The following is a 22,726-nucleotide window of genomic DNA, read 5'->3' as shown; positions in this document are numbered from 1 at the left end:
GAACGGTTCGGTTTAGTTGACATAGAGCCTTTTTACGTTCATATCAAGATGTATCGAACCACCCGGTTCGATTTTGTTAACGAAACATTCGCATGTGCGAATATGGTTAAGGAGCTATGACAGACTTTTCCGACGTTTCCGTGGAGGAATCGACATCTGCAGGAGGCAGATGGGCAGCGGGTGAAGATCCCGCAAAACGCAAACAAATTCTCGACGGTGCCCGCCGCGCGTTCATGAAGTACGGCTTCGACGCCGCCAGCATGAACGACATCACGCGCGAGGCCGGCGTTTCGAAGGGTACGCTCTACGTATACTTCGCCAACAAGGAAGAGCTGTTCGCCGCGATGATCGAAAGCGAACGCGCTGCCTTCGTCGCCGCGATGCGCACCACGCTTGCCGAGCGCGAGGACGTGGAAACCGGCCTCCATGATTTCGGCATGGATTTCATAGCCCATATGACTGATGAGAAGGTCATCAGCGCCATGCGCACCGTACTCGGTGTGCGCGACCGCATGCCGGCGCTCTGTCAGCGCTTCTTCAACGGCCCGGAAAACCTGCGCACCATCCTGCGCGACTATCTCATTCGCTATGTCGAGGCCGGCCAGCTCAATATCGGCGACATCGAACTTGCGGCCGCCCAGTTCCTCGATCTCTCCAGCGGCAGCTTCTTCAAGTTCCGCCTGTTTGGCAGCATGGAAAAGCCGCCATCGAAACAGGAAGCCGAGCGCGTCATCAATGGCGCCGTGCGCATGTTCATGGCGACCTATGGGGTTGCGAACAAGAACTGACCTGCGGTTCATATCCCGTATCAGGACCGTTCCGGCACAGGAGCGGTCCGGCTTAAGCGACCTAGGCCATGGAATAAAACCTCCCCGACTTTCGTATACTCCCTTGCGCGCTTTCCAAGACATGCTTGCCAAGCAGAGGCGCGCGGTTACATTCGAGCGACCGCTAATGTGGCGCAAAGGGATATACATAGATGCAAGACATCATGATGCTCGTGCAGGACCCGGCCGCCTGGGTGGCCCTCGTCACCCTGGTGGTGATGGAAGTGGTCCTCGGGATCGACAATCTCATCTTCATTTCCATTCTCACCAACAAGCTTCCACCTGAAACCCGCGAAAAGGCCCGCAAGCTCGGCATCGGCCTGGCCCTGATCATGCGCCTGGCGCTGCTCGGCACCGTCGCCTGGATCGTCAAGCTGACGACGCCGGTCTTCGAAGTCTTCGGCCACGGCTTCTCATGGAAGGACATGATCCTGATCGCCGGTGGTCTCTTCCTCCTCTGGAAGGCGACCAAGGAAATCCACCACACCGTGGACCCTGTCGACCATGAGAACGATGCGGCATCCGCTGCTGTCGTCGCCAGCTTCACCGCCGTCATCGGCCAGATCCTGGTGCTCGACCTGGTCTTCTCCGTCGACAGCATCATCACCGCCGTCGGCATGACGCCGCACCTCCCGATCATGGTGATCGCGGTTGTCGCCGCCGTCACCGTCATGCTGGTTGCCGCGACCCCGCTTGCCAACTTCATCGAGAAGAACCCGACCATCGTCATGCTGGCGCTCGGCTTCCTGATGATGATCGGCACGACGCTGATCGCCGAAGGCATGGGCTTCCACGTCCCCAAGGGCTACGTCTACGCCGCCATGGCGTTCTCGGCGCTCGTCGAGGTGCTCAACATGCTGGCCCGCAACGCCAAGAAGCGAAAGCGCGAGGCGAACAAGCAGAACACCCTGCACTAAAAAGCAAAACGGGCGCGACCATCAGGCCGCGCCCGTTTCGCATCAAGCCATCGTTCAGAGCATGTCGCCGAGCGTCCAATGGTTCGCCCAGCGCGCATCGATCTCGTCCTCGACATTTTGAAAGCGGATATCGGTCGAAAGCCGGATCAGATGTTCAGCGCTGCGATTGGTGGTCGCCGCGTGGATCATGTAGGGGCTGTGCAGAACCACATCGCCCGCCTCGTAATCGGCAATCAGCCAGCGCGTATCGAAGCGCTCGGCCATATCAGGCAGATCCTTCGACACCCAGCCGCCCTCGCTCATGTTCCTGTTATAGGCGCTGATCCGCTCTTCCGGCGTGAGCGCGGCGCTCTTCTCCGCAAAATCCGCCTCCATCCTTTTGCCGATCGCGTGTGAGCCTTCGAGATAGACCAGTCCGCCCATATCGACCGGCGTATCGCCAAGCGGAATCCAGGCCGTGACGATCCGGCTCGTTCCGCCGCGCAGATAGACGAGATCGTAATGCGCCGGCGTCGCCGTCGGCGTGCCGGGGCGGGTGAATCGCATGATCTTGCGCTTGTGGAGATAAGAGATGCCGGCAAGGAACTGGTCCATGAAGCGGGTCAGCCGAGGCTGCGCGCAAAACCCCTCATAGGCCGCCGAGCGCACCAGCGCCATCAGGATGCGATCGGCCAGTTGCTTGTCCGGCTCGACGCTTGACGCCAGCCCGAGCGTCGGGTCGGACCCCGCCTCGATCAGCCCGGAACGCGCGAGGTGAGAGAACACCCATCCGCGAAACGCCAGCACGTCATCCCGCTTCAGGAACCCTTTAAGCCAGACATAGCCGTCCCGCTCATAGCGCGCGCGGATCGCCTCAAGCCCGACATCCGGATCCGTCGCCTCCAGCCGCCCCATACGGTTCGGCGCGGTCGACAGGCGCTTGCCGTCGGCGAACAGCTCGATCGCGGGTGCGTCACGGGATTGAACAGCAAGACTTGACATTTCGATCACCTCCCAAGCGAATAGTCCGACGCTTTATCGCCTGTACCGGGGAGGAAGACCATGGACGGAAAAACAGGCTGGACTTTTCGCTCATGAGCGACGCCACGATTGCGCTCTATCGCTCTCCTCCATCAGGCGCCACGAGCTTGGCCGTCACAGGCTTCGGCCGCCAGCGCGTCACCAGCCGGCTCAAGAACCGCAGGCTACCGACACATGGCGTCGTGATGGTGGAGCGCGGGCACGGTTGGCTACACTGCGACAAGGCGGGGACGATCGAGATATCCGGCCCGGCGCTCTTCTGGCTTCCAGTCGGTAAGATACACGGCTACGGCCCCGATCCGGGCGAAAGCTGGGACGAACGCTGGGCACTGTTTTCAGGCACCCTCGCCGACGAATGGCTCCGCCAGCGCCTGATCGACGAGGCCGCACCAATGGTGCCGCTCGAAAACCCGCGCGAGATGCGGCATCTCTTCACCACGCTGCAGGACGAGTTCGCCGAAGACAATCCGCTCGGCCTCGCCGCATCGGCCGCGACGCTCTATCGGATCGTCGTCGAAGCCGCGCGACAGGCAGCCCGCGCGACAGCGAGCGCCAAGACAGATACGACGATTGAGAGGGTGGTGGAAGCGCTGGAAGAGCGGGCGTTCGAGCCGGTCGACATGGCCGCCCTCGCAGCAGAATTCGGCCTGTCGCCGGCGACGCTGCGGCGCCGCTTCGCGGCCGCGACCGGGCTCTCGCCCAAGGCCTTCCAGCTGCGCCTGCGCATTGATCATGCCAAGCAGCTGCTGACGACGTCGGACCTTGCGATCGAGGCGATTGCGCGCGCGATCGGCCTCGACGACGCCTTTTATTTCTCACGGCTGTTCCAGGATCGCGAACGGTGCTCGCCGAGCGAATTTCGTCGCCGGCACCGTCGCGCCTGATCAGATCAACCGGCCGCCAGTTCCTTGTCGATCGCCTGCACCAGCCGCTGGTCATCGGCGGTCACATCGGGTGCGAAGCGGGCGACGACCTTGCCGTCGCGGCCGACCAGGAACTTCTCGAAGTTCCAGAGAACGCCCTTGTCGCCGGCTTCGGCAAGACCGCGATCGACCAGCTTCTCGCGCATCGGGCCCTCGCCCGTTGCCGGCAGGTCCATGCCCGTCAGCAGCTTGTAGAGCGGATGCTGGTCATCGCCCTTCACCGAGATCTTCGAGAAGATCGGGAACTTCACGTCGTAGGTCAGCGTGCAGAACTCGACGATCTCGGCGTCGGTGCCCGGCTCCTGGCCCTTGAAATTGTTGGCCGGGAAGGCGGCGATCACGAAGCCGCGTTCGCGCTTGTCTTCGTAGAGCTTCTCCAGCCCTTCATACTGCGCCGTCAGCCCGCATTTCGAGGCAACGTTGACGACAAGCACGACCTTGCCCTTGTATTCGTTCAGCGTGGTCTCGCGGCCATCGGCGAGCTTTACCGGCACGCTCAAGATATCGGTCATAATCAATCTCCAACATGAAATACCGACGCGGAAGCTATACCCGCGCGCTCGTTTGTCCAGCGCCGAAATCGCCCGCTGGCAAAATCGTCCAAACCATCTAGTCTGGACGGAAAGGCGCGGCCCCATGCGTAGGATCGGGCGGGAGGATCTGGATGTCTCGGGAAGTGTTTTTGGCAGCCTTCATCTGCGCCTGCCTGATCGCAGCCTCGATCGGCACCATGCTCAGCTATCACAAGCTGCCAAGCCACCACCGGCAGGAAGAGACCAATGCCGTCGTGCGACTGGTCGCCAACATCTTCGTGGTCATGACCTCGCTGGTCTTCAGTCTGATGATCAACTCGGCGAAGAACACCTTCGAGGGCATCGACAGCAATGTCCACAGCTTCGCCACCGAGATCATCCTCTTCGACCAGACGCTTCGAACCTACGGGCTGGAAGCCAACCCGACCAAGGCGCGACTTTCCACCTATGTGGAGATTGCACTCGGCAACGTTCCGCCATCCAGCGACCCGTTGGTGAAAGGCGACCCGGCGGCCGAGTTCGCTTTGAACGAGGTCGGAAACAGCCTTGCCCTTCTCACCCCTGATGATCCCGGCCATATCGCGCTCTTGAACAATGCGCGCCAGCAATACCAGCGCATCGTCGAGCAGCGCTGGGTTCTCGTCGAGCAATCCGAAGGCGTTATCCCGAGGCCGCTGATCGCCATGCTGGCGACATGGCTGATCCTGATCTTCGCGAGCTTCGGCTATCGCGCGCCGAAAAACATCATCGTTGTCTCGATGTTCGTCATCGCAGCCTTCCTGATCTCGGCCTCGATCTATCTGGTGCTCGACATGGACATCCCCTTCAACGGCCTCATCCAGATCTCCGACCTGCCGCTGCGCCGCGCGCTGGCCGAACTTCAGCGCTGACGACAACCAGATGCGGAACCATATCGGCACTCGATCGGTTTGGTCCGTATGAAGAGCACAGAAAAGAAAGCCCGCCGCGGCATGACGCGGTTCGTCGCCATCATCTTCACCGTCGCCGTGGTCATGGCCATGGTCTATTATTTCGGCTTCACGCCCGGCTCCGCCTGACGGCGATCATTTAGCCGGCTTGAAGGTCCACTTCACGACATAATCGCCGTTGCGCTTGGTCTTGATCTTCGTCTTGACCCTGACGGGACCACCAATGGCCGCCTCCGCCGCCTCGAATGCCTGGCGCGCCTGCGCCATGGCATCGTGATAGCTGGAGTTGTCGCGCCGCGGGCTATCCGCGATCGCTTTCAATAGCGCGAGCGTATCGGGCGCCTTCTCATCCGGACGCTTGCTGCTAGCTGCGCCCTTGCGCGTCTCATTGCCCATGCTCACTCCTCGGCGGCGCCAACCGCCCATCAGCGTCCATATACCGGCCGCGACCGAAATCTCAATGCGAACTCCCCCAGGCGCTGCATGCCCTCACGAATTTTGCACGCCCTAAGCCATTGAAGTACATCGCGCGCGGCACAGTTATCCGCGAAGGCCGGGAAATCTCCCGGCATCCGATCCAGTTCCCGGAAACGCATGACAACACAGCAGATTCTCGCCTTCGGCGTCATTGGCCTGATGATGGCGGTCTTCATCTGGGACCGCTTTCGCTACGATCTCGTCGCCTGCTGCGCGCTGGTGCTGGCGATCGCCGTCGGCCTCGTGCCTTTCGACAAGGCCTTCTCCGGCTTCAGCGACGATATCGTCATCATCGTCGGCAGCGCGCTCGTCGTCAGCGCCGGCGTCGCCCGCTCCGGCATCGTCGATACCGCAATCAAGCGCTTCTTTCCAAATCTCGACACGCTGCACACCCAGCTCGCGCTGCTGCTGATCGTCGTCGCCGTCCTCTCCGCCTTCATCAAGAATATCGGCGCGCTGGCGATCATGATCCCCGTCGCCTTCCAGTTCGCCCGCAAGAGCGGCAAGTCGCCTTCTCTCTATCTGATGCCGATGAGTTTCGCGGCCCTTCTCGGCGGCCTCATGACGCAAATCGGCACCTCGCCCAACATCGTCGTTTCGCGCCTGCGCGGCGAGATCACCGGCACGCCCTTCACCATGTTCGACTTCACCCCCGTCGGCGCCACGCTGGCGCTGGTTGGCGTCGTCTTCCTGATCTTCTTCCACTGGCTGGTGCCTGAAAGAAAGAACGAAAACCCGTCGCTCGAAGAAGCACTCGACGCCAAGGCCTACTTCTCCGAAGCCACCGTCGCAGAGGAATCGACCGTCGAGGGCAAGCCGCTCAGCGATCTCATTAAGCTCGGCGACGGCGACGCCGTGGCGACCGCGATCCTGCGCGGCCACACCCGCCTCTCGCCCTTCCCCGATGTCGAACTCAGGAACGGCGACACGTTGCTGCTGGAGGGGAGCCCTGACGCGCTCGACCGCATCGTCTCTAACGCCAAGCTGAAACTCTCAGGCAAGCCGATCGCCGATCCCGCCGAGCGCAACGACCTCATCTCGATCGAGGCGATCGTCGCCTCGGAATCGCAGCTGGTCGGCTGGTCGGCGCGGCAGCTGTCGCTGTCGAACCGCCGCAGCGTCAACCTGCTCGCCGTCTCCCGCAAGGGCCATCGGCTGAACGAGCGGCTGAGTGAGGTGAGGCTGCGTGCCGGCGACGTGCTGGTGCTGCAAGGCAGCCGCCGCAACCTGCCCGCCTTCCTGCAGGAATTCGCCTGCCTGCCGCTTGCCCAGCGCGACATCATGCTCGGCACCTCGCGCCGCGCCTATCTGCCGCTCTTGATCCTCCTCGCCGCCATGGCCGCGACCGCGACCGGCGTCGTCCCCGTCGCGACGTCTTTCTTCTGCGCCGCGCTCGCCATGGTCGTCTTCCGCGTCATCCCGCTGGTCGATGTCTACAAGGCGCTCGACGCCCCGATCCTGATCATGCTCGCAACGCTGATCCCGGTCTCGGACACATTGAGGACCACAGGAGGAAGCGAGCTGATTGCCGGCTGGCTCGGCCATCTCGCGGCCCAGATGCCGCATTACGGCGCGCTGGCGCTGATCCTGATCACCGCCATGGCCGTGACGCCCTTCCTCAACAACGCCGCCACCGTTCTCGTCATGGCGCCCATTGCCGCGAGCTTCGCCCAGACGCTGGGCTACAAGCCCGATGCCTTCCTGATGGCAGTCGCGATCGGCGCCGGCTGCGATTTCCTGACCCCGATCGGCCACCAGTGCAACACGCTGGTCTTCGGCCCGGGCGGCTATCGCTTCAGCGATTACCCCCGCCTCGGCCTGCCGCTCTCCTTCCTGATCATCCTCGTCAGCGTGCCGCTGCTGCTCTGGGTCTGGCCGGTTACCTGACACGTGACCGGATGGGCGTGCCGAACTGGCGCAACCGACGGCGCGGGCGGCATTTTCCTTGACGTGTGCAGCCGAATATGGCCTTAAAGCCAGCCAAACGGACAATTGTCCGGACAAGCGGGCGAAATGCCCTTTTCCGGCCGGTTTCCTGATCCAGTTATCTGCATTCTTCAGGCCGAGCGTTGCTTTCCCTCAGGAAGCCGTCCGGCATTTATTTGACGGGCACATAAAATGACAGCTTCCGGCGTCCGCGTCCGCATTGCTCCCTCGCCAACCGGCGAGCCGCATGTCGGCACCGCATACATCGCACTCTTCAACTATCTCTTCGCCAAGAAGCACGGCGGCGAGTTCATCCTGCGTATCGAAGACACCGATGCCACGCGCTCGACGCCCGAATTCGAAACCAAGGTGCTCGACGCGCTGAAGTGGTGCGGCCTGGAATGGTCGGAAGGCCCCGATATCGGCGGCCCCTACGGCCCCTACCGCCAGTCCGACCGCAAGGAGGTGTACCAGCCCTACGCCCAGGAGCTGCTGGACAAGGGCCACGCCTTCCGCTGCTTCTGCACGCCCGAGCGCCTGACCGAAATGCGCGAGGCCCAGCGCGCCTCCGGCAAGCCGCCGAAATATGATGGTCTCTGCCTGAAGTATTCCGCCGAGGAAGTCTCCGCCAAGTTGGCGTCGGGCGAAAGCTCCGTCATCCGCATGAAGATCCCGACCGAGGGCTCCTGCGACTTCACCGACGGCGTTTACGGCGACGTCTCGATCCCGTGGGATTCGGTCGACATGCAGGTCCTGATCAAGGGCGACGGCATGCCGACCTATCACATGGCAAACGTCATCGACGACCATCTGATGAAGATCACCCACGTCGCCCGCGGCGAGGAGTGGCTGGCATCCGTGCCGAAGCACATCCTGCTCTACCGCTATTTCGAGTGGGAACAGCCGGTGTTCATGCATCTCTCGCTGATGCGCAATGCCGACAAGTCGAAGCTGTCGAAGCGCAAGAACCCGACCTCGATCTCCTATTACTCCGCGCTCGGCTATATCCCCGAAGCGCTGATGAACTTCCTCGGCCTGTTCTTCGTGCAGATCGCCGAAGGCGAGGAACTGCTCGACATCGAGGAACTGGCCGGCAAGTTCGATCCGGAAAACCTCTCCAAGGCCGGCGCCATCTTCGACATCCAGAAGCTCGACTGGCTGAACGGCCGGTGGATCCGCGAAAAAATGTCGGAAGAAGAGTTCCAGAGCCGCGTTCTCACCTGGGCGATGGAAAACGATCGCCTGAAGGCCGGCATGGCGCTGTCGCAGTCGCGCATTTCCAAGCTCGGCGAACTGCCGGAGCTGATGGGCTTCCTCCTGAAATCGGACCTCAACCTCGATCCGTCCGCCTTCGCCAAGATCAAGTCGCCGCCGGAAGAGATCCTCGAGATCCTGAACACGGTGCAGCCGGATCTGGAAAAGATCCTCGAGTGGAACGTCGAATCCATCGAAGCCGAACTGCGCGCCATCGGCGACCGCATGGGCAAGAAGCTCAAGGTCATCGTCGCCCCGCTCTTCGTCGCCGTCTCCGGCTCGTCGCGCTCGCTGCCGCTGTTTGACTCAATGGCCATCCTCGGCCGCTCGGTCGTCCGCCAGCGCCTGAAACTGGCCGCCCAGGCCGTGGCCTCGCTGGTGGGACCGAAATAGTAAGCCAAGGGCGCGGAGCCCCCTCACCCTACCCTCTCCCCGAGGGGAGAGGGGGAGCGAGCCGCCAGCTCCGAGTCTCTTCTCCCCAGCGGGGAGAAGGTGCCGGCAGGCGGATGAGGGGGCCACAGGCTCCGAGTTAAGAATTATATCTGCGGCAGTGCCGCCAAAGAGGTCGAACATATGTCCGAGAACAAGACCGAAACCGCCACCCTCTCCTCCGACGCGACTGAGGTTCGCGCCCAGAAGCTGAAGCTGCTGCGCGAAAAGATCGGTGACGTCTATCCGGCGCATTTCCACCGCACCATCACCAATGCCGAGCTGGCCGAGAAGTACAAGGATCTGGAATCCGACATCGAGACGACTGACGTCGTCACCGTTGCCGGCCGTGTTTACTCCTCGCGCAACTCCGGCATGTTCATGGATATCCATGACGCCGGCGGCAAGATCCAGATCTTCAGCCACAAGGACGTGACGCCCGAGGCCGCCCGCGAGATGCTCGCCATGATCGACATCGGCGACATCATCGGCGTCACCGGCACCGTGCGCCGCACCAAGCGCGGCGAGCTGTCGATCAACGCGCAAGAGATCACCATGCTCACCAAGTCGCTTCTCCCCATGCCGGAGAAGTGGAACGGCATCGCCGATATCGAGATCCGCTATCGCAAGCGCCACCTCGACATCATGAGCAACGACGAATCCAAGCTCCGCTTCCAGCAGCGCTCGAAGATCCTCTCAGGCATCCGCCGCTTCATGGAAGACGACGGCTTCATGGAAGTCGAGACGCCGATGCTGCATTCGGTCTATGGCGGCGCCACGGCCGATCCGTTCAAGACACACCACAACACGCTGAAGCAGGACATGTACCTGCGCATCGCGCCGGAACTCTTCCTGAAGCGCACGCTGGTCTCGGGCCTCACCGACAAGGTCTTCGAGATCAACCGCAACTTCCGCAATGAAGGCGTCTCCACAAGGCACAATCCCGAGTTCACCATGATGGAGTGCTACTGGGCCTATGCCGACTACGAGGACATCATGGACCTCGTCGAGCGCCTGTTCGAGAAGCTGGCGCTGCAGGTTCACGGCACGACGGAATTCCCCTTCGGCGACAAAGAGATTTCCTTCAAGGGTCCGTTCAAGCGCGTCCCCATGCCTGACGCCGTCAAGGAAGCGACCGGTATCGACTTCCTCGCCATGAAGACCGACGAGGAAGCCCGCGCCGCCGCCAAGGCCGCCGGCTTCGAGGTCGAGAAGGACTGGACCTGGGGCGAATGCCTCGCCTTCATCTTCGAGGAGAAGGTCGAGGGCACGCTGATCCAGCCGAGCCACGTCACCCACTTCCCGAAGGACATCTCGCCCTTCGCCAAGGAAGTGCCGGGCGAGCCGCGCCTCGTCGAGCGTTTCGAGACCTATTGCAACGCCTGGGAACTGGGCAACGCCTTCTCCGAACTCAACGATCCGGAAGAGCAGCGCCGCCGCATGGTCGAGCAGCTCGAGCAGGCCCATGCCCGCGGCGAGAAGGACAAGCAGCTGGACGACGAATTCCTCGACGCCATCGACCAGGGCATGCCGCCCGCAGGTGGTCTGGGCATCGGCGTCGACCGCCTGACCATGCTCCTTACCAACGCCCCCTCGATCCGCGACGTCATCCTCTTCCCGGCCCGCAAGGCCAAGGCTGACTAAGGCCGGTTACGGACATGCAAAAGGCGGCAACCCGAAAGGGTTGGCCGCCTTTTTTGTTTGCGTTTCCGCTAACGAATACCGACGCATCGCTCGCTGTTGTCGGACGGGAAAACCCCGCCGGCCAACCAACCAATCAATGCCCGCCTGAAGGCGCCGCCGCCGGGGCTGCCTCACCTTCGGCCGGCGCAGCGCCGTGCCCACCCTCGGCCGGCTTCGCGTCTTCGCCCTTGGCAGCCGGCTTGCCCTCACCGCCCTCGGTCGCGGCCACCGCGATCGGGTCGATGCAATCGGATACGTCCTTGAACGACGCATTGAGCGTGGTGATCTCGTCCTCGGGCAAGTCGACGCGCTCGCCGAAGAACAGGCCGTTGGCCGCCGCCGTGCCGTCGTAGTAGCGCGCGGTGAAGACCTTGTTGCCGTCGATGCTTTCAACGATCGGATCGGGATGCGGGATATAGACGACGTCGGCGCCGATCGCCCTGCCACGGATATCCGAGCGTAGTGTCGGACCGTTGGCGTCGAGAACCACGACCTGCACCAGATCCGGCTTCTGCGCCTCGTAGACGGCCTTGGCTACTCTCAGCGCCGTCTTGACGCGGGTCATGCCGTCGGTCGGTTCGGTCTTGATATACTTGCGGATCCAGACCCGCTTCTGCTTCTTGATGGTGACCAGATTGACGTCGGTGCACGCGGCACCGTTCACGGTCTCCGCGGGAGGACCGAGCAGGGTGTCCTTGCCGATAAACAGCGCTGCGCCGCCGGAAACGCCCCCGAGAAGGGCAATTCCGCCGATGATCAGCACCAATTTCCGGGAAGGCCGGAAGATGCGCAGTAAGGCCTTCACGCCAACTGCTCCGCCATCAAGTCACTCCAACGCAATAAACTGGTCTGGACGCTAGAGAAATGACGTTTCGGAATACTTAAATGCGGGCAAGAAGTTTGTGCCACAAAGAGACTTATCCCAAAAAAGGTCCAGCATGGTGCACGCTTGCAATGGCCTCGGGCGCCATGCTCTAACATGCCATGGCTTTCACGCTTCGCCAGATTCAATACTTCATTGCAGTGGCCGAGCAGGGCTCGATCACGCGGGCCGCGCAGAACCTGTCGATCTCGCAATCCTCGGTTACGGAAGCGCTGAAGGAGTTGGAGACCGACCTCGGCGTCGAGCTCTTCGACCGTCATCCGCGCGGGCTGACGATCACCCATAACGGCCACCAGTTCCTGCGCCATGCCACCAAGATTCTGGCCAGCGTTTCCGATGCCCGCGCCAGCTTCTCAGGCACCAGCAACCAGCCCTCCGGCACGCTCAACATCGGCGTCACCTCGCTGGTCGCCGGCTACGTGCTCTCCGACCTGCTCGCCCGCTATCGCCGCGCCTGCCCCGGCGTCGAGGTCTCGGCGATCGAGGACAATGGCGGCTATCTGGAACATCTGCTTGTCGGCGGCGAGCTCGATGTCGCCGTGATGGTCATCTCCAACCTGCGCGACCGCATGGCGCTGCAGGCCGAGATCCTGGAAACCTCTCCCTATCGCCTCTGGTTGCCCATGGGCCATCCGCTTGTTTCCGCCGACATTATCTCGATCGCCGATATCGCCCGCGAACCGCTGATCATGCTGACCGTCGATGAAATCGAGGAAAACACCGGCAAGCTCCTGTCGGCACTCGGCGCCCGCCCCCACGTTGCCTTCCGCACCCGCTCCGTCGAAGCGGTGCGCAGCCTGGTCGCGACCGGCGCCGGCGTGGCGCTGCTCCCCGATCTCGTCTACCGCCCATGGTCGCTGGAAGGCGACCGCATCGAAAGCCGCGATGTGTCGGGCTCGCTTCCGGTCGTTCAGGTCGGCATGGTCTGGCGCAAGGGTTCCAGCCTGCCGCAGGCCGCAAGGGACTTTGTGGGCATCGCAGAGGCTATGAGAAGCGGGCGGCCGCGCTAAGCATGAGCCCGAGCGATCGTTATCGGAAATTCCGATAACGCCATTCTGATAAATGAATTTGCGAAAGCGGCTTTTTCGCGTCACCTTTTCCGGCGGGAACAAAACGCCACGAAGTGGCACCAAAACCGGGAGACATCAGATGAAATATCTTCTGAAATCGTGCACGGCTGCGCTTGCGACCCTGAGCTTCGTCACACAGGTCGTGGCGGCCGAGCCACTGAAGGAATTGGGCAAGGGCGAAGGCGCGGTCAGCATCGTCGCCTGGGCCGGCTATATCGAGCGCGGCGAAAGCGACAAGAATTACGACTGGGTCACCAGCTTCGAAAAGGAGACCGGCTGCAAGGTCTCGGTCAAGACTGCCGCCACCTCCGATGAAATGGTGTCGCTGATGAACGAAGGCGGCTTCGACCTCGTCACCGCCTCCGGCGACGCGTCGCTCCGCCTCGTGGCCGGCAAGCGCGTTCAGCCGATCAACACCGATCTCATCCCGAGCTTCAAGAACGTCGACAAGCGCCTGCAGGACGCGCCTTGGTACACGGTTGGCGGCGTCCACTACGGCGTTCCCTATCTCTGGGGACCGAACGTCCTGATGTACAACACCGACGCCTTCAAGGGCGAGGCGCCGAAGAGCTGGAAGGTGGTCTTCGAGGAAGAAACGCTTCCCGACGGCAAGTCCAACAAGGGCCGCGTCCAGGCCTATGACGGCCCGATCTACATCGCCGACGCCGCCCTCTATCTCATGGCCCACAAGCCGGAGCTCAACATCAAGAACCCCTACGAGCTCAACGAAGACCAATACAAGGCAGCGCTCGATCTGCTCCGCGGCCAGCGCAAGCTCGTCTCGCGCTACTGGCACGACGCGATGATCCAGATCGACGACTTCAAGAACGAAGGCGTCGTCGCCTCCGGCTCCTGGCCCTTCCAGGTCAACCTGATGCAGGCGGACAAGCAGAAGATCGCCTCCACCTTCCCCGAAGAGGGCGTCACCGGCTGGGCTGACACGACCATGCTGCATGCCGACAGCGAGCACCCGAACTGCGCCTACATGTGGATGGAGCATTCGCTGTCCGCCAAGGTCCAGGGCGACGCCGCCGCCTGGTTCGGCGCCGTCCCCTCGGTTCCATCAGCCTGCAAGGGCAACGAGCTGATGACCGACACCGGTTGCGCCACCAACGGCTATGATCACTTCGACAAGATCAAGTTCTGGCGCACCCCCACCGCCAAGTGTGAACAGGGCGAATGCGTGCCCTATCACCGCTGGGTGTCGGATTATATTGGCGTGATTGGGGGGCGGTAAGAGCTGGTCTCGGCCTCAGTGCTTGTGGCAAGTCCCCTCCCCAACCCCTCCCCACAAGGGGGAGGGGCTAGAGCGGCAACGCCTCGCCCAGCCCTTTAGACTTCGAATGGCCGCAGAGGGCGCAACAAGTTAAGCCCCTCCCCCTTGTGGGGAGGGGTTTGGGGCGGGGTCTTAATTCCCCGCCGCACACCCAGAGCACATCAGATCGGAGCCCCCAAACATGACCCCCGCCGTCCGTTTCCAGAAGGTCTCCCGCCATTTCGGCGCCGTTCGTGCCGTCGATGGCGTCGATCTCGAGATCGCGCCGGGCGAGTTCTTCGCCATGTTGGGGCCGTCGGGTTCGGGCAAGACCACCTGCTTGCGCCTGATCGCCGGCTTCGAGCAGCCGACGGCGGGGCATATCGAGATTTTCGGCGAGACCGCAGAGGGCGTGCCGCCCTACAGGCGCAACGTCAACACCGTCTTCCAGGACTATGCGCTCTTCCCGCACCTCAACATCCTCGACAACGTCGCCTACGGGCTGATGGTCAAGGGCGTCGGCAAGGCGGAGCGCGCCAAGGCCGCCGAACAGGCGCTGGAACTGGTGAAACTCCCCGGCTACGGCGCCCGCAAACCTGGCCAGCTCTCCGGCGGCCAGAGGCAGCGCGTGGCGCTCGCCCGCGCGCTGGTCAACAAGCCGCGCGTGCTGCTGCTAGACGAGCCGCTTGGCGCGCTGGACCTGAAGCTGCGCGAGCAGATGCAGGAGGAACTGAAGGGCCTGCAGCGCGCGCTCGGCATCACCTTCGTCTTCGTCACCCACGATCAGGGCGAAGCGCTCTCCATGGCCGACCGCGTCGCCGTCTTCAACGATGGCGGCATCGTCCAGGAGGGCACGCCGCAGGATATCTACAACCGCCCGAAAACCCGCTTCGTCGCCGATTTCGTCGGCTCCTCCAATGTGATCGCTCCCGAGCTGATGACCGCGCTTGGCGGCGAGAAGCGCTGGGCGAGCCTGCGCCCCGAGGCGATCCGCCTCACCGGCGACGGCGTCGAATCCCGTGTCGAAAACGCCAGCTTCCTCGGCGCCGCCACGCGGCTCACGGTTGCGGCCAGAGGCACGCGCCTGCATGTCATGCTGCCCGCCGGCGCCGCGGTGCCCGAAGTCGGCGCCGATGTCCGCCTGTCGTGGCAGCCCGTCGACGTGCACTACATGGACGACGCCGCATGACCGCGATCGCGCTCACCCACGACGAGGCGGCGACCTCGATCCTGCCCGGACGCGGCGGCTTCTTCGGTCGGCTATCGGATATGTTCTGGCGCCGCCCCAAGCTGCTGCTCTTCCTGATGCTGACGCCGCCTCTGCTCTGGCTCGGCATCATCTATATCGGCTCGCTGCTGGCACTTCTGCTGCAGAGCTTCTTTTCGATCGACGATTTCTCCGGCATGGTGAATTACGAATTCACCCTGGCAACCTATGCGCAGCTGCTGTCGCCCACCAATTTCGACATCATCGTCAGAACGGTGCTGATGGCGGCACTGGTGACGCTGGCTTCCGCCGTCGTCGCCTTCCCGATCGCCTATTACGCCGCCCGCTACGCCAAGGGGAAATGGAAGGCGCTCTTCTATCTCGGCGTCATGCTGCCGCTCTGGTCGAGTTATCTGGTCAAGATCTACGCCTGGAAGCTGATCCTTGCCAAGGAAGGCATCCTCACCTGGTTCTTCGCCAAACTGCATTTGGCCTGGCTGCTCGATGGCGTGCTCGCTCTGCCCGTCATCGGTGGCAACTCGCTGTCGGTGAGCTATATCGGCACCTTCCTCGTCTTCGTCTATGTGTGGCTGCCCTACATGATCTTGCCGACGCAGGCAGCCCTCGAGCGTGTGCAGGGCAACCTGATCGAGGCGTCGTCCGATCTCGGCGCCACGCCGGGCCAGACCTTCCGCACCGTGCTCTTTCCGTTGGCTCTGCCCGGCATCGTCGCCGGCTCGATCTTCACCTTCTCGCTGACGCTGGGCGATTATATCATCCCGCAGATCATCGGCTCCTCGCGCCTCTTCATCGGTCAGGCGGTCTATGCGCAGCAGGGAACGGCCGGCAACGTGCCGCTGGCCGCCGCCTTCTCCGTCGTCCCCATCGTCATCATGGCCGTCTATCTGTGGCTGGCCAAGAAACAGGGAGCCTTCGATGCGCTCTGACCGTGGCCAACGCGCGCCGATCGCGCTTAAAGTCGCCGCCGCCGGCGGGCTGCTCTTCCTGCACCTGCCGATCCTGCTGATCTTCGTCTACGCCTTCACGACGGAGGAAAAGAGCTACCAGTGGCCGCCGCCGGGGCTGACGCTGCAATGGTTCGGCATCGCCTGGAACCGGCCGGATGTGTGGGCCGCCCTTGGGCTTTCCGTGCAGGTCGCCTGCATCGCCACCGCGATCGCGCTGGTGCTCGGCACGCTCTGCGCCGCCGCCGTCAGCCAGACGAAGTTCTTCGGCCGCGAGGCGATCTCGCTGCTCGTCATCCTGCCGATCGCGCTGCCTGGCATCATCACCGGCATCGCGCTGCGCTCGGCCTTCAGCCTGTTCGACGTACCTTTTTCGGTCTGGACGATCGTGCTCGGCCACGCCACCTTCTGCGTCGTGGTGGTCTACAACAACGCCGTCGCACGCTTCCGCCGCACGCAGGGCTCGCTGATCGAGGCTTCGATGGACCTCGGCGCCGATGGCTTCCAGACCTTCCGCCACGTCATCCTGCCGAATATCGGCACGGCGCTTCTGGCCGGCGGCATGCTTGCCTTCGCGCTTTCCTTCGACGAGGTCATCGTCACCACCTTCACCGGCGGCCAGCAATCGACGCTGCCGATCTGGATGCTGGAAGAACTGATCCGTCCGCGCCAGCGCCCCGTCACCAACGTGGTCGCCATGGTCGTCGTGCTCGTCACCTTCCTGCCGATCCTGGCAGCCTACTACCTCACGCGCGACGGCGATCAGGTCGCCGGAGCTGGAAAATAACCGGAGCGCGGGATACCCCCATCCCGCCCCATCGATAACAAGGGAGAACATCATGGACACCGCGATGCTGATTGGATCCCGCTTCGAAGCGGGCACCGAGATCGAAGAAAACATCCTGAACCCGAAAACCGGCGAAACCGTGCTGAGCCTTGCCGAGGCCTCGCTCGGCCAGATCGACGCCGCCGTCGACGCCGCCGAGAAGGCCTTCTCGGCATGGTCGCAGACGACACCAGGCGAGCGCGCCGGCTATCTGCTCAAGATCGCCGACGCGATCGAGAAGGACGCCCAAGGTTTCGCGACGCTGGAAGCGCTGAATTGCGGCAAGCCGATCAACGCGGTGCTGAACGACGAGATCCCCGCCATCGTCGATTGCTACCGCTTCTTCGCCGGCGCGGTGCGCAACCTGCACGGCCCGGTCGCCGGTGAATATCTGCCCGGCCACACCTCGATGATCCGCCGCGACGCTGTCGGCATCGTCGGCTCGATCGCGCCGTGGAACTACCCGCTGATGATGATGGCCTGGAAGCTGGCACCGGCGATTGCCGGCGGCAACACCGTCGTCTTCAAGCCCTCCGAACAGACGCCGCTGACGGCGCTGAAGATGGCGAAGCTCCTCTCCGACATCCTGCCTGAGGGCGTGGTCAACGTCATTCTCGGCCGCGGCGAAAGCGTCGGAAACGCGCTGATCAACCACCCGAAGATCTCGATGCTGTCGATAACAGGCGATGTCGCGACCGGCAAGAAGGTGCTGCAGGCGGCCGCCAAAACAGTTAAGCGCACCCATCTGGAGCTCGGCGGCAAGGCCCCTGTGATCGTCTTCGACGATGCCGATATCGACGCGGTCGTATCAGGCATCCGCACCTTCGGCTACTACAATGCCGGCCAGGACTGCACCGCCGCCTGCCGCATCTACGCCGACGCCAAGGTCTACGACAAGTTCGTCGCCGACCTCTCCTCGGCGGTCTCCTCGATCAAGTTCAACCTTGCCGACGACGCCGAAAACGAGATCGGCCCGCTGATCTCCAAGCGCCAGCGCGACCGCGTCGAAAGCTTCGTGGCGCGTGCCGGCGAGCACAAGCACATGGAGATCACGACAGGCGGCAAGACATCGGGCGACAAGGGCTTTTTCTACACGCCGACGGTGGTTGCCGGCGCTACGCAGGAAGACGAGATCGTCCGCCGCGAGGTCTTCGGCCCGGTCGTTTCTGTCACCCGCTTCACCGATGTCGAGGATGCCGTCATCTGGGCCAACGACAGCGACTATGGCCTGGCTTCGTCGGTTTGGACCAAGGACATCAGCCGCGGCATGAAGACAGCCGCCCGCCTGCAATATGGCTGCACCTGGATCAACACCCACTTCATGCTGACCAACGAGATGCCGCATGGCGGCCTGAAGCAATCGGGCTACGGCAAGGACATGTCCGTCTACGCACTGGAAGACTACACCGCCGTCCGCCACGTGATGATCAACCACGGATAAGCGCGACCCGGTTTTCGAGAGCAACGCCGGCGCGAGCAATTGTGCCGGCGTCATTTTGTGCGAAGCGGATAAATCGAACCGCTATCTCATTGGATATGGAACCTTTTTCGCTCTGGCGCGTCTTCTACCGCATTAACTAGAAGGAACGCCTCCATGCTGAAATGGGCTCTTATCTTTTTCGTGATTTCGCTGATTGCGGGCTTCTTCGGCTTTTCCGGAATTTCCGCGGCGACGGCGACGATCGCGCGCGTTCTCTTCGGTATCGCGCTCATCATCTTCGTGATCTTCCTGATCCTGGCGCTGATGGCTGGCCAAGCTATTCTATAGCCCGGTCTTGACCGAAAACAGCGATACGGGATCGGCGACGCCCTTGAGCGATACCGGTTCCAGCGCTTCGAAATCCATCTCCGACCTCTCGTCTGTGGCGGCATCATGCGTGCCGCCGCAGACAAGCACCTGCGAAGGTGCGGCGACCGAAGCGATCCGCGCCGCCAGGTTGACCGTATGGCCGAAAATGTCGCCGTCGCGCGGCACCACCTGACCGGTCGCAACGCCCACCCTCACCTCCGGCAACTGATGCGCCGCACTCTCGGCGACGAGCGACAGTGACGCCTTCAGTGCCGCCTCCGCATCCGGAAACAGCATCATCACTCCATCGCCCAGCGGCTTGACGATCCGCCCGCCGGCCAGATTGGCGAGACGCTGCGCCAGCGCCTCGAAGCTCGCCGCCTTCTCGGCCGCCCTGACATCGCCGATATCGCGCGTCAGCGCGGTGAAGCCGGTGAGATCGGCGAAGGCCACCGCCGGCAGCGCCTGATCACTTTCTGCCTCGGCACCAAGCCCGCGCAAGGCATCCTGCAGCCGCCCGACCACATTGTCGAACACCGCCTCCTCGAGCATCCGCCGCTGCAGCAGGAAAAGCATGCGGATACCGATTCGCTGTAGCGACAGCCGGGTGGCCGCGCCCGCCGCAAGCACCTCGCGATGGCTGAGGCCGGCGGCCAGCATCGGCTCTTCCACCTCGGCGCGGAAGAGATCGCGCATCGTATCCACGCAGCGTCGCATCGACTGGCCGAAGACCCTCAGCACCCGCTGCATGCCCTCGTCGGAAGCGCCGAGCCCGGTGCATTCGGTGATCAGCCGGATGAACTCCTCGTCATCCTCCCGCAGCGCCCGCTTCGGCGACAGCGGCGAAAGCCCGGCGCTGGAATGCAGCGCGTTGACGCGGCCGAGATCGAGCGACGCATCGACGAGCGCGTCCGCAAGCGACTTGTCCGACATGGTGACCGGCTCGAACATCAGCTGGCTGGCGAAATCGAGCGAGACGATCTGTTGTCTGAGGCCGGTGGCGAGCGTCTCGAGCGCGATGCCTGCAGCATTCAGCGCCAGCACCAGCCGCAGCCGGCTGACATCGCTCGCCGCATAGCCCTCCGGCCCGGCCTCGATAATCTGAAGCCGCGCCACGGCATCCAGCTGCTCCGCATCGCAACCGGCAAGCGCCGCCAATCTCTCGCGCGACAACGACCCCATGAAGCCCCCAAAACAACCTCAGGTGAAGAAAACCTCTCTTACACCAGATCGCCAAGCGGCTCTATCGCGCGCGCCTACCTCTAAAGGAGGCTTGCGCCGACATTGATGGCGAGCGCCAGGATGGTCGTGTTGAAGAGAAACGACAGCACGGAATGCAGCAGCGTCAGCTTGCGCATGACAGTCGAGCTCGTCGCCACATCCGCCGTCTGCGAGGCGACGCCGATCGTGAAGGAGTAGTAGAGAAAGTCCCAGTAGACGGGCTCGTCCAGTCCTTCGGGAAACTTCAGCCCATCTCCCTTGACGCCGTCGCCATCATCGTCGCCGCCATAGAAGCGGTGCGCGTAGTGCACGGTAAACAGCGTGTGCAGGAAGACCCAGGAGATCAGAATGGTGACGACGGCCGCCAGCGCGCGGCCGAGCGCGACGCTGGGCGCCGCCTCCTTGACCTGATGCAGTTCGAGCCCGATGCCGGCGATGCTGGCAAGGGCTGCCGAGATCGACAGGAACATCAGAAGCGAATCCGAGAAATCAAGATCGGCCGAGCGCTTGCGGATGGTCGCCACGCTCGCCTTCAGCATCCGCCGCCATGTGGCGACGATGAACATCACCGCGGCCACATTCCAGCCGGCCAGAAGATTTCGCGCCGTCACCTCGCGCGTCGTCAGAAGCAGGAAGACCGCGAGGCCGACGAGCACCGCGATCACGAAGATCGCGTGCTTGCGCAGCAACCGAAGGGGACGGCCGCTGCCGCCAGACGTAACCTCTGCCATCAAATGCTCCGCCGCTGCGAGATCACCAACGATATCAGCTTGATACCGGCAAGAGCAATATGGCCTCAGCCGGTCCAGCCGCCATCGACCACATGGATCTGGCCTGTCGTGAACCCGGCCTCGTCCCCGGCGAGATAGGTGACCAGCGCCGCGATCTCCTCGGCGGTGGCGATACGGCCCATCGGCTGGCGGGCGATGAAGTCGCTGAGCGCCTTGTCGTAATCGCCGGTGGCGCGCAGGCGCTCGTGCAGCGAGGGGCTGTCGACGGTGCCCGGGCAGATGGCGTTGGCGCGGATGCCCTTGGCGACGAAGTCGGAAGCGATCGACTTGGTGAGCCCGATCACGGCCGCTTTCGATGCGCTATAGGCAAAGCGGTTCGGCACGCCCTTCACGCTTGATGCCACCGACGCCATGTTGACGATCGAGCCCTTGCCCTTGTCGAGCATGCCGGGAAGGAAGGTGCGGCAGGTCGTATACATCGCCTTGGCGTTGAGGTTGAAGGAGAAGTCCCAGTCCTTTTCCTCGCAATCGAGGATCGAGCCGGCATGCACGAAACCGGCGCAGTTGAAGAGCACGTCGATCGGCCCGATCTCGTCTGCGAAGGCGCGCACCGCGTTCCCGTCGAGCACGTCGAGAACCGTGGTCGTCGCCCCCGCGAGCGTCGAAAGCGACGCCTGGTTGATGTCGGTGGCGTAGACATGCGCGCCGAGCGAAATGAACCGCTCCGCGCTGGCGCGACCGATCCCCTGACCGGCCGCCGTGACGACGACCTTCTTGCCTTCCAGACCGTGGCTCATAATTCCTCCCGTTATGCGTGGCGCTTGCGGCGCATTCATTCATATGCAAACATTATATTCATTATGTCGTCAATGACATTGTCCGACGCCGGACGCTGACACGGGTGGGAGGCCTGTGTCACGCATCGAAAATTCCGGCAAAAGACGAGAGGACGACAGGAAAGCCTGCATGAAGGGGGAGGAACCGCATGCTCTTCGACACACATCTGCACGTCATCGACCGCAATCGCCTGCACTATCCTTGGCTCCCCGACGTGCCGGATCTCGACCGCGACAGCCTCTATGAGCACTATGCCCGCGACGCGCTTCGCTGCGGCATCACCAATGTGCTGCACATGGAAGTCGATGTGTCACGTGATGCGATCGAACAGGAAACGACCTTCATCAAGGAGATCGCCGAGAGACCCAAAAGCCTCGTGCGCGGCGCCATCGCCGCCTGCCGGCCAGAGGAAGATGGCTTTGCTGCCTATCTCGAACGCTGCCTCGCCGACCCCTTCATCAAGGGCTTCCGCCGCGTGCTGCATGTGGCGCCCGACGACACCTCCGAGCGGCCGCTGTTTCGCGAGAACGTCGCGCGGCTCTCCAATACCCGGCTAACCTTCGATCTCTGCGTCTTCCCGCATCAGTTCGAACGCATTCTCGATCTTGTCGACCTCAACCCGGATGTCCGCTTCATCCTCGATCACTGCGCCAATCCGCCGATCAAATCAGGCATGAGCGCCGTCTGGCATCGCGGCATCACCGAATTCTCCCGCCGCCCCAACGTCACCGCCAAGATCTCCGGCGTCATCGCCTATGGCGATCTCGAACGCTGGTCCGTCGAGAGCCTGCGCCCCTATGTCGAGCACACGATCGAAAGCTTCGGCTGGGACCGCGTCGTCTGGGGCAGCGACTGGCCTGTCTGCACGCTCGGCGGCGGATTGACGCCCTGGGTCGCGGCGACGCACGCGCTGACATCGGGTTGCAGCGCCGAGGAGCGGGACAAGCTGTATCAGGGGAATGCGAAGCGGATTTGGGCGGTGGCGTAGCGGAGGTGGGCGACACCATCCCCGCCCCCGCGACGC

The 22,726-nt window shown here is 62.9% G+C and carries 22 protein-coding genes; 15 read left to right on the top strand and 7 right to left on the bottom strand.

The genetic code is table 11. From position 1 onward, the window contains the following. Positions 1-116 precede the first annotated feature (116 nt). Both AC1DOG_RS16385 and AC1DOG_RS16380 read left to right on the top strand, forming a co-directional pair. Positions 117-788, top strand: coding sequence for a TetR/AcrR family transcriptional regulator (locus AC1DOG_RS16385; protein ID WP_477929447.1), 672 nt, complete (start codon positions 117-119; stop codon positions 786-788). Between the two features lie 191 nt (positions 789-979). Then, positions 980-1,744 (top strand): TerC family protein, encoded by a 765-nt coding sequence (locus AC1DOG_RS16380; RefSeq protein WP_018901987.1) that lies wholly within the window; start codon positions 980-982, stop codon positions 1,742-1,744. 54 nt (positions 1,745-1,798) lie between these two features. Here the strand turns inward: AC1DOG_RS16380 and AC1DOG_RS16375 are convergent, their stop codons facing one another. Then, a complete protein-coding gene (locus AC1DOG_RS16375) occupies positions 1,799-2,725 on the bottom strand; it encodes a phytanoyl-CoA dioxygenase family protein (RefSeq protein WP_477929445.1) in 927 nt (308 codons plus the stop codon). Between the two features lie 92 nt (positions 2,726-2,817). On the opposite strand from AC1DOG_RS16375, the gene AC1DOG_RS16370 reads away from it, so the two are divergent. After that, positions 2,818-3,648 (top strand): helix-turn-helix domain-containing protein, encoded by an 831-nt coding sequence (locus AC1DOG_RS16370; RefSeq protein WP_477929443.1) that lies wholly within the window; start codon positions 2,818-2,820, stop codon positions 3,646-3,648. Between the two features lie 5 nt (positions 3,649-3,653). Here AC1DOG_RS16370 and AC1DOG_RS16365 read toward each other — a convergent pair whose 3' ends face one another. Further along, a complete protein-coding gene (locus AC1DOG_RS16365; RefSeq protein ID WP_112944179.1) occupies positions 3,654-4,199 on the bottom strand; it encodes a glutathione peroxidase in 546 nt (181 codons plus the stop codon). A 152-nt stretch (positions 4,200-4,351) separates the two neighbouring features. Here AC1DOG_RS16365 and AC1DOG_RS16360 point away from each other — a divergent pair, with 152 nt between their 5' ends. Further along, the gene (locus AC1DOG_RS16360; protein WP_477929441.1) at positions 4,352-5,110 is read left to right on the top strand and encodes a bestrophin-like domain; all 759 of its coding nucleotides are present in this window, start codon (positions 4,352-4,354) and stop codon (positions 5,108-5,110) included. A gap of 174 nt (positions 5,111-5,284) precedes the next feature. Here AC1DOG_RS16360 and AC1DOG_RS16355 read toward each other — a convergent pair whose 3' ends face one another. Next, positions 5,285-5,545, bottom strand: a complete 261-nt coding sequence (locus AC1DOG_RS16355) for a hypothetical protein (protein ID WP_477929439.1) — start codon at positions 5,543-5,545, stop codon at positions 5,285-5,287. 198 nt (positions 5,546-5,743) lie between these two features. On the opposite strand from AC1DOG_RS16355, the gene AC1DOG_RS16350 reads away from it, so the two are divergent. The 3 genes from AC1DOG_RS16350 to lysS all read left to right on the top strand — a co-directional run bounded on the left by AC1DOG_RS16350 (position 5,744) and on the right by lysS (position 10,879). Continuing rightward, a complete protein-coding gene (locus AC1DOG_RS16350; RefSeq protein WP_477929437.1) occupies positions 5,744-7,513 on the top strand; it encodes an SLC13 family permease in 1,770 nt (589 codons plus the stop codon). A 231-nt stretch (positions 7,514-7,744) separates the two neighbouring features. After that, on the top strand, positions 7,745-9,199 hold the full coding sequence (gene gltX / locus AC1DOG_RS16345; protein ID WP_477929435.1) for a glutamate--tRNA ligase: 1,455 nt from the start codon (positions 7,745-7,747) through the stop codon (positions 9,197-9,199). Positions 9,200-9,379: 180 nt separating this feature from the next. Beyond that, positions 9,380-10,879 carry a lysine--tRNA ligase gene (gene lysS, locus AC1DOG_RS16340; RefSeq protein WP_477929433.1) on the top strand — a complete coding sequence of 500 codons (1,500 nt, stop codon included), beginning with the start codon at positions 9,380-9,382 and terminating at the stop codon, positions 10,877-10,879. Between the two features lie 133 nt (positions 10,880-11,012). Here the strand turns inward: lysS and AC1DOG_RS16335 are convergent, their stop codons facing one another. Beyond that, complete coding sequence (locus tag AC1DOG_RS16335; protein ID WP_477929431.1) at positions 11,013-11,723, bottom strand: hypothetical protein; 711 nt, start codon at positions 11,721-11,723, stop codon at positions 11,013-11,015. Between the two features lie 179 nt (positions 11,724-11,902). On the opposite strand from AC1DOG_RS16335, the gene AC1DOG_RS16330 reads away from it, so the two are divergent. From AC1DOG_RS16330 to AC1DOG_RS16300, 7 genes are all read left to right on the top strand, one after another. Continuing rightward, positions 11,903-12,811 (top strand): LysR family transcriptional regulator, encoded by a 909-nt coding sequence (locus AC1DOG_RS16330; RefSeq protein ID WP_018901998.1) that lies wholly within the window; start codon positions 11,903-11,905, stop codon positions 12,809-12,811. A 139-nt stretch (positions 12,812-12,950) separates the two neighbouring features. Then, a complete protein-coding gene (locus AC1DOG_RS16325; protein WP_477929429.1) occupies positions 12,951-14,108 on the top strand; it encodes an ABC transporter substrate-binding protein in 1,158 nt (385 codons plus the stop codon). Positions 14,109-14,328: 220 nt separating this feature from the next. Next, positions 14,329-15,315: an ABC transporter ATP-binding protein gene (locus tag AC1DOG_RS16320; protein WP_477929427.1), complete on the top strand. Its 987-nt coding sequence runs from the start codon at positions 14,329-14,331 to the stop codon at positions 15,313-15,315. Further along, positions 15,312-16,280 (top strand): ABC transporter permease, encoded by a 969-nt coding sequence (locus tag AC1DOG_RS16315; protein ID WP_477929425.1) that lies wholly within the window; start codon positions 15,312-15,314, stop codon positions 16,278-16,280. Before AC1DOG_RS16320 ends, AC1DOG_RS16315 begins: the two co-directional genes overlap by 4 nt. Then, complete coding sequence (locus AC1DOG_RS16310; RefSeq protein WP_477929423.1) at positions 16,270-17,085, top strand: ABC transporter permease; 816 nt, start codon at positions 16,270-16,272, stop codon at positions 17,083-17,085. The genes AC1DOG_RS16315 and AC1DOG_RS16310 overlap by 11 nt, the downstream gene beginning before the upstream one ends. A gap of 52 nt (positions 17,086-17,137) precedes the next feature. Then, positions 17,138-18,565 carry a gamma-aminobutyraldehyde dehydrogenase gene (locus AC1DOG_RS16305; RefSeq protein ID WP_477929421.1) on the top strand — a complete coding sequence of 476 codons (1,428 nt, stop codon included), beginning with the start codon at positions 17,138-17,140 and terminating at the stop codon, positions 18,563-18,565. 153 nt (positions 18,566-18,718) lie between these two features. Beyond that, positions 18,719-18,892 (top strand): DUF1328 domain-containing protein, encoded by a 174-nt coding sequence (locus tag AC1DOG_RS16300; RefSeq protein WP_047509759.1) that lies wholly within the window; start codon positions 18,719-18,721, stop codon positions 18,890-18,892. Here the strand turns inward: AC1DOG_RS16300 and AC1DOG_RS16295 are convergent. The 3 genes from AC1DOG_RS16295 to AC1DOG_RS16285 all read right to left on the bottom strand — a co-directional run bounded on the left by AC1DOG_RS16295 (position 18,887) and on the right by AC1DOG_RS16285 (position 21,662). Further along, positions 18,887-20,095 (bottom strand): adenylate/guanylate cyclase domain-containing protein, encoded by a 1,209-nt coding sequence (locus AC1DOG_RS16295; RefSeq protein WP_477929419.1) that lies wholly within the window; start codon positions 20,093-20,095, stop codon positions 18,887-18,889. The two genes, AC1DOG_RS16300 and AC1DOG_RS16295, sit on opposite strands and share 6 nt — an antisense overlap. Positions 20,096-20,175: 80 nt before the next feature. Further along, positions 20,176-20,865, bottom strand: a complete 690-nt coding sequence (locus AC1DOG_RS16290; protein WP_112944193.1) for a DUF1345 domain-containing protein — start codon at positions 20,863-20,865, stop codon at positions 20,176-20,178. Positions 20,866-20,930: 65 nt separating this feature from the next. Beyond that, positions 20,931-21,662: an SDR family oxidoreductase gene (locus AC1DOG_RS16285; RefSeq protein ID WP_112944194.1), complete on the bottom strand. Its 732-nt coding sequence runs from the start codon at positions 21,660-21,662 to the stop codon at positions 20,931-20,933. Positions 21,663-21,850: 188 nt separating this feature from the next. Between AC1DOG_RS16285 and AC1DOG_RS16280 the strand changes: the two genes are divergently transcribed. Continuing rightward, positions 21,851-22,690, top strand: a complete 840-nt coding sequence (locus AC1DOG_RS16280) for an amidohydrolase family protein (protein ID WP_477929417.1) — start codon at positions 21,851-21,853, stop codon at positions 22,688-22,690. Positions 22,691-22,726: the final 36 nt, after the last annotated feature.

It is taken from the genome of Rhizobium sp. 01N48 (assembly GCF_056399145.1).
This window is presented reverse-complemented; position numbering and strand designations above follow the sequence as displayed.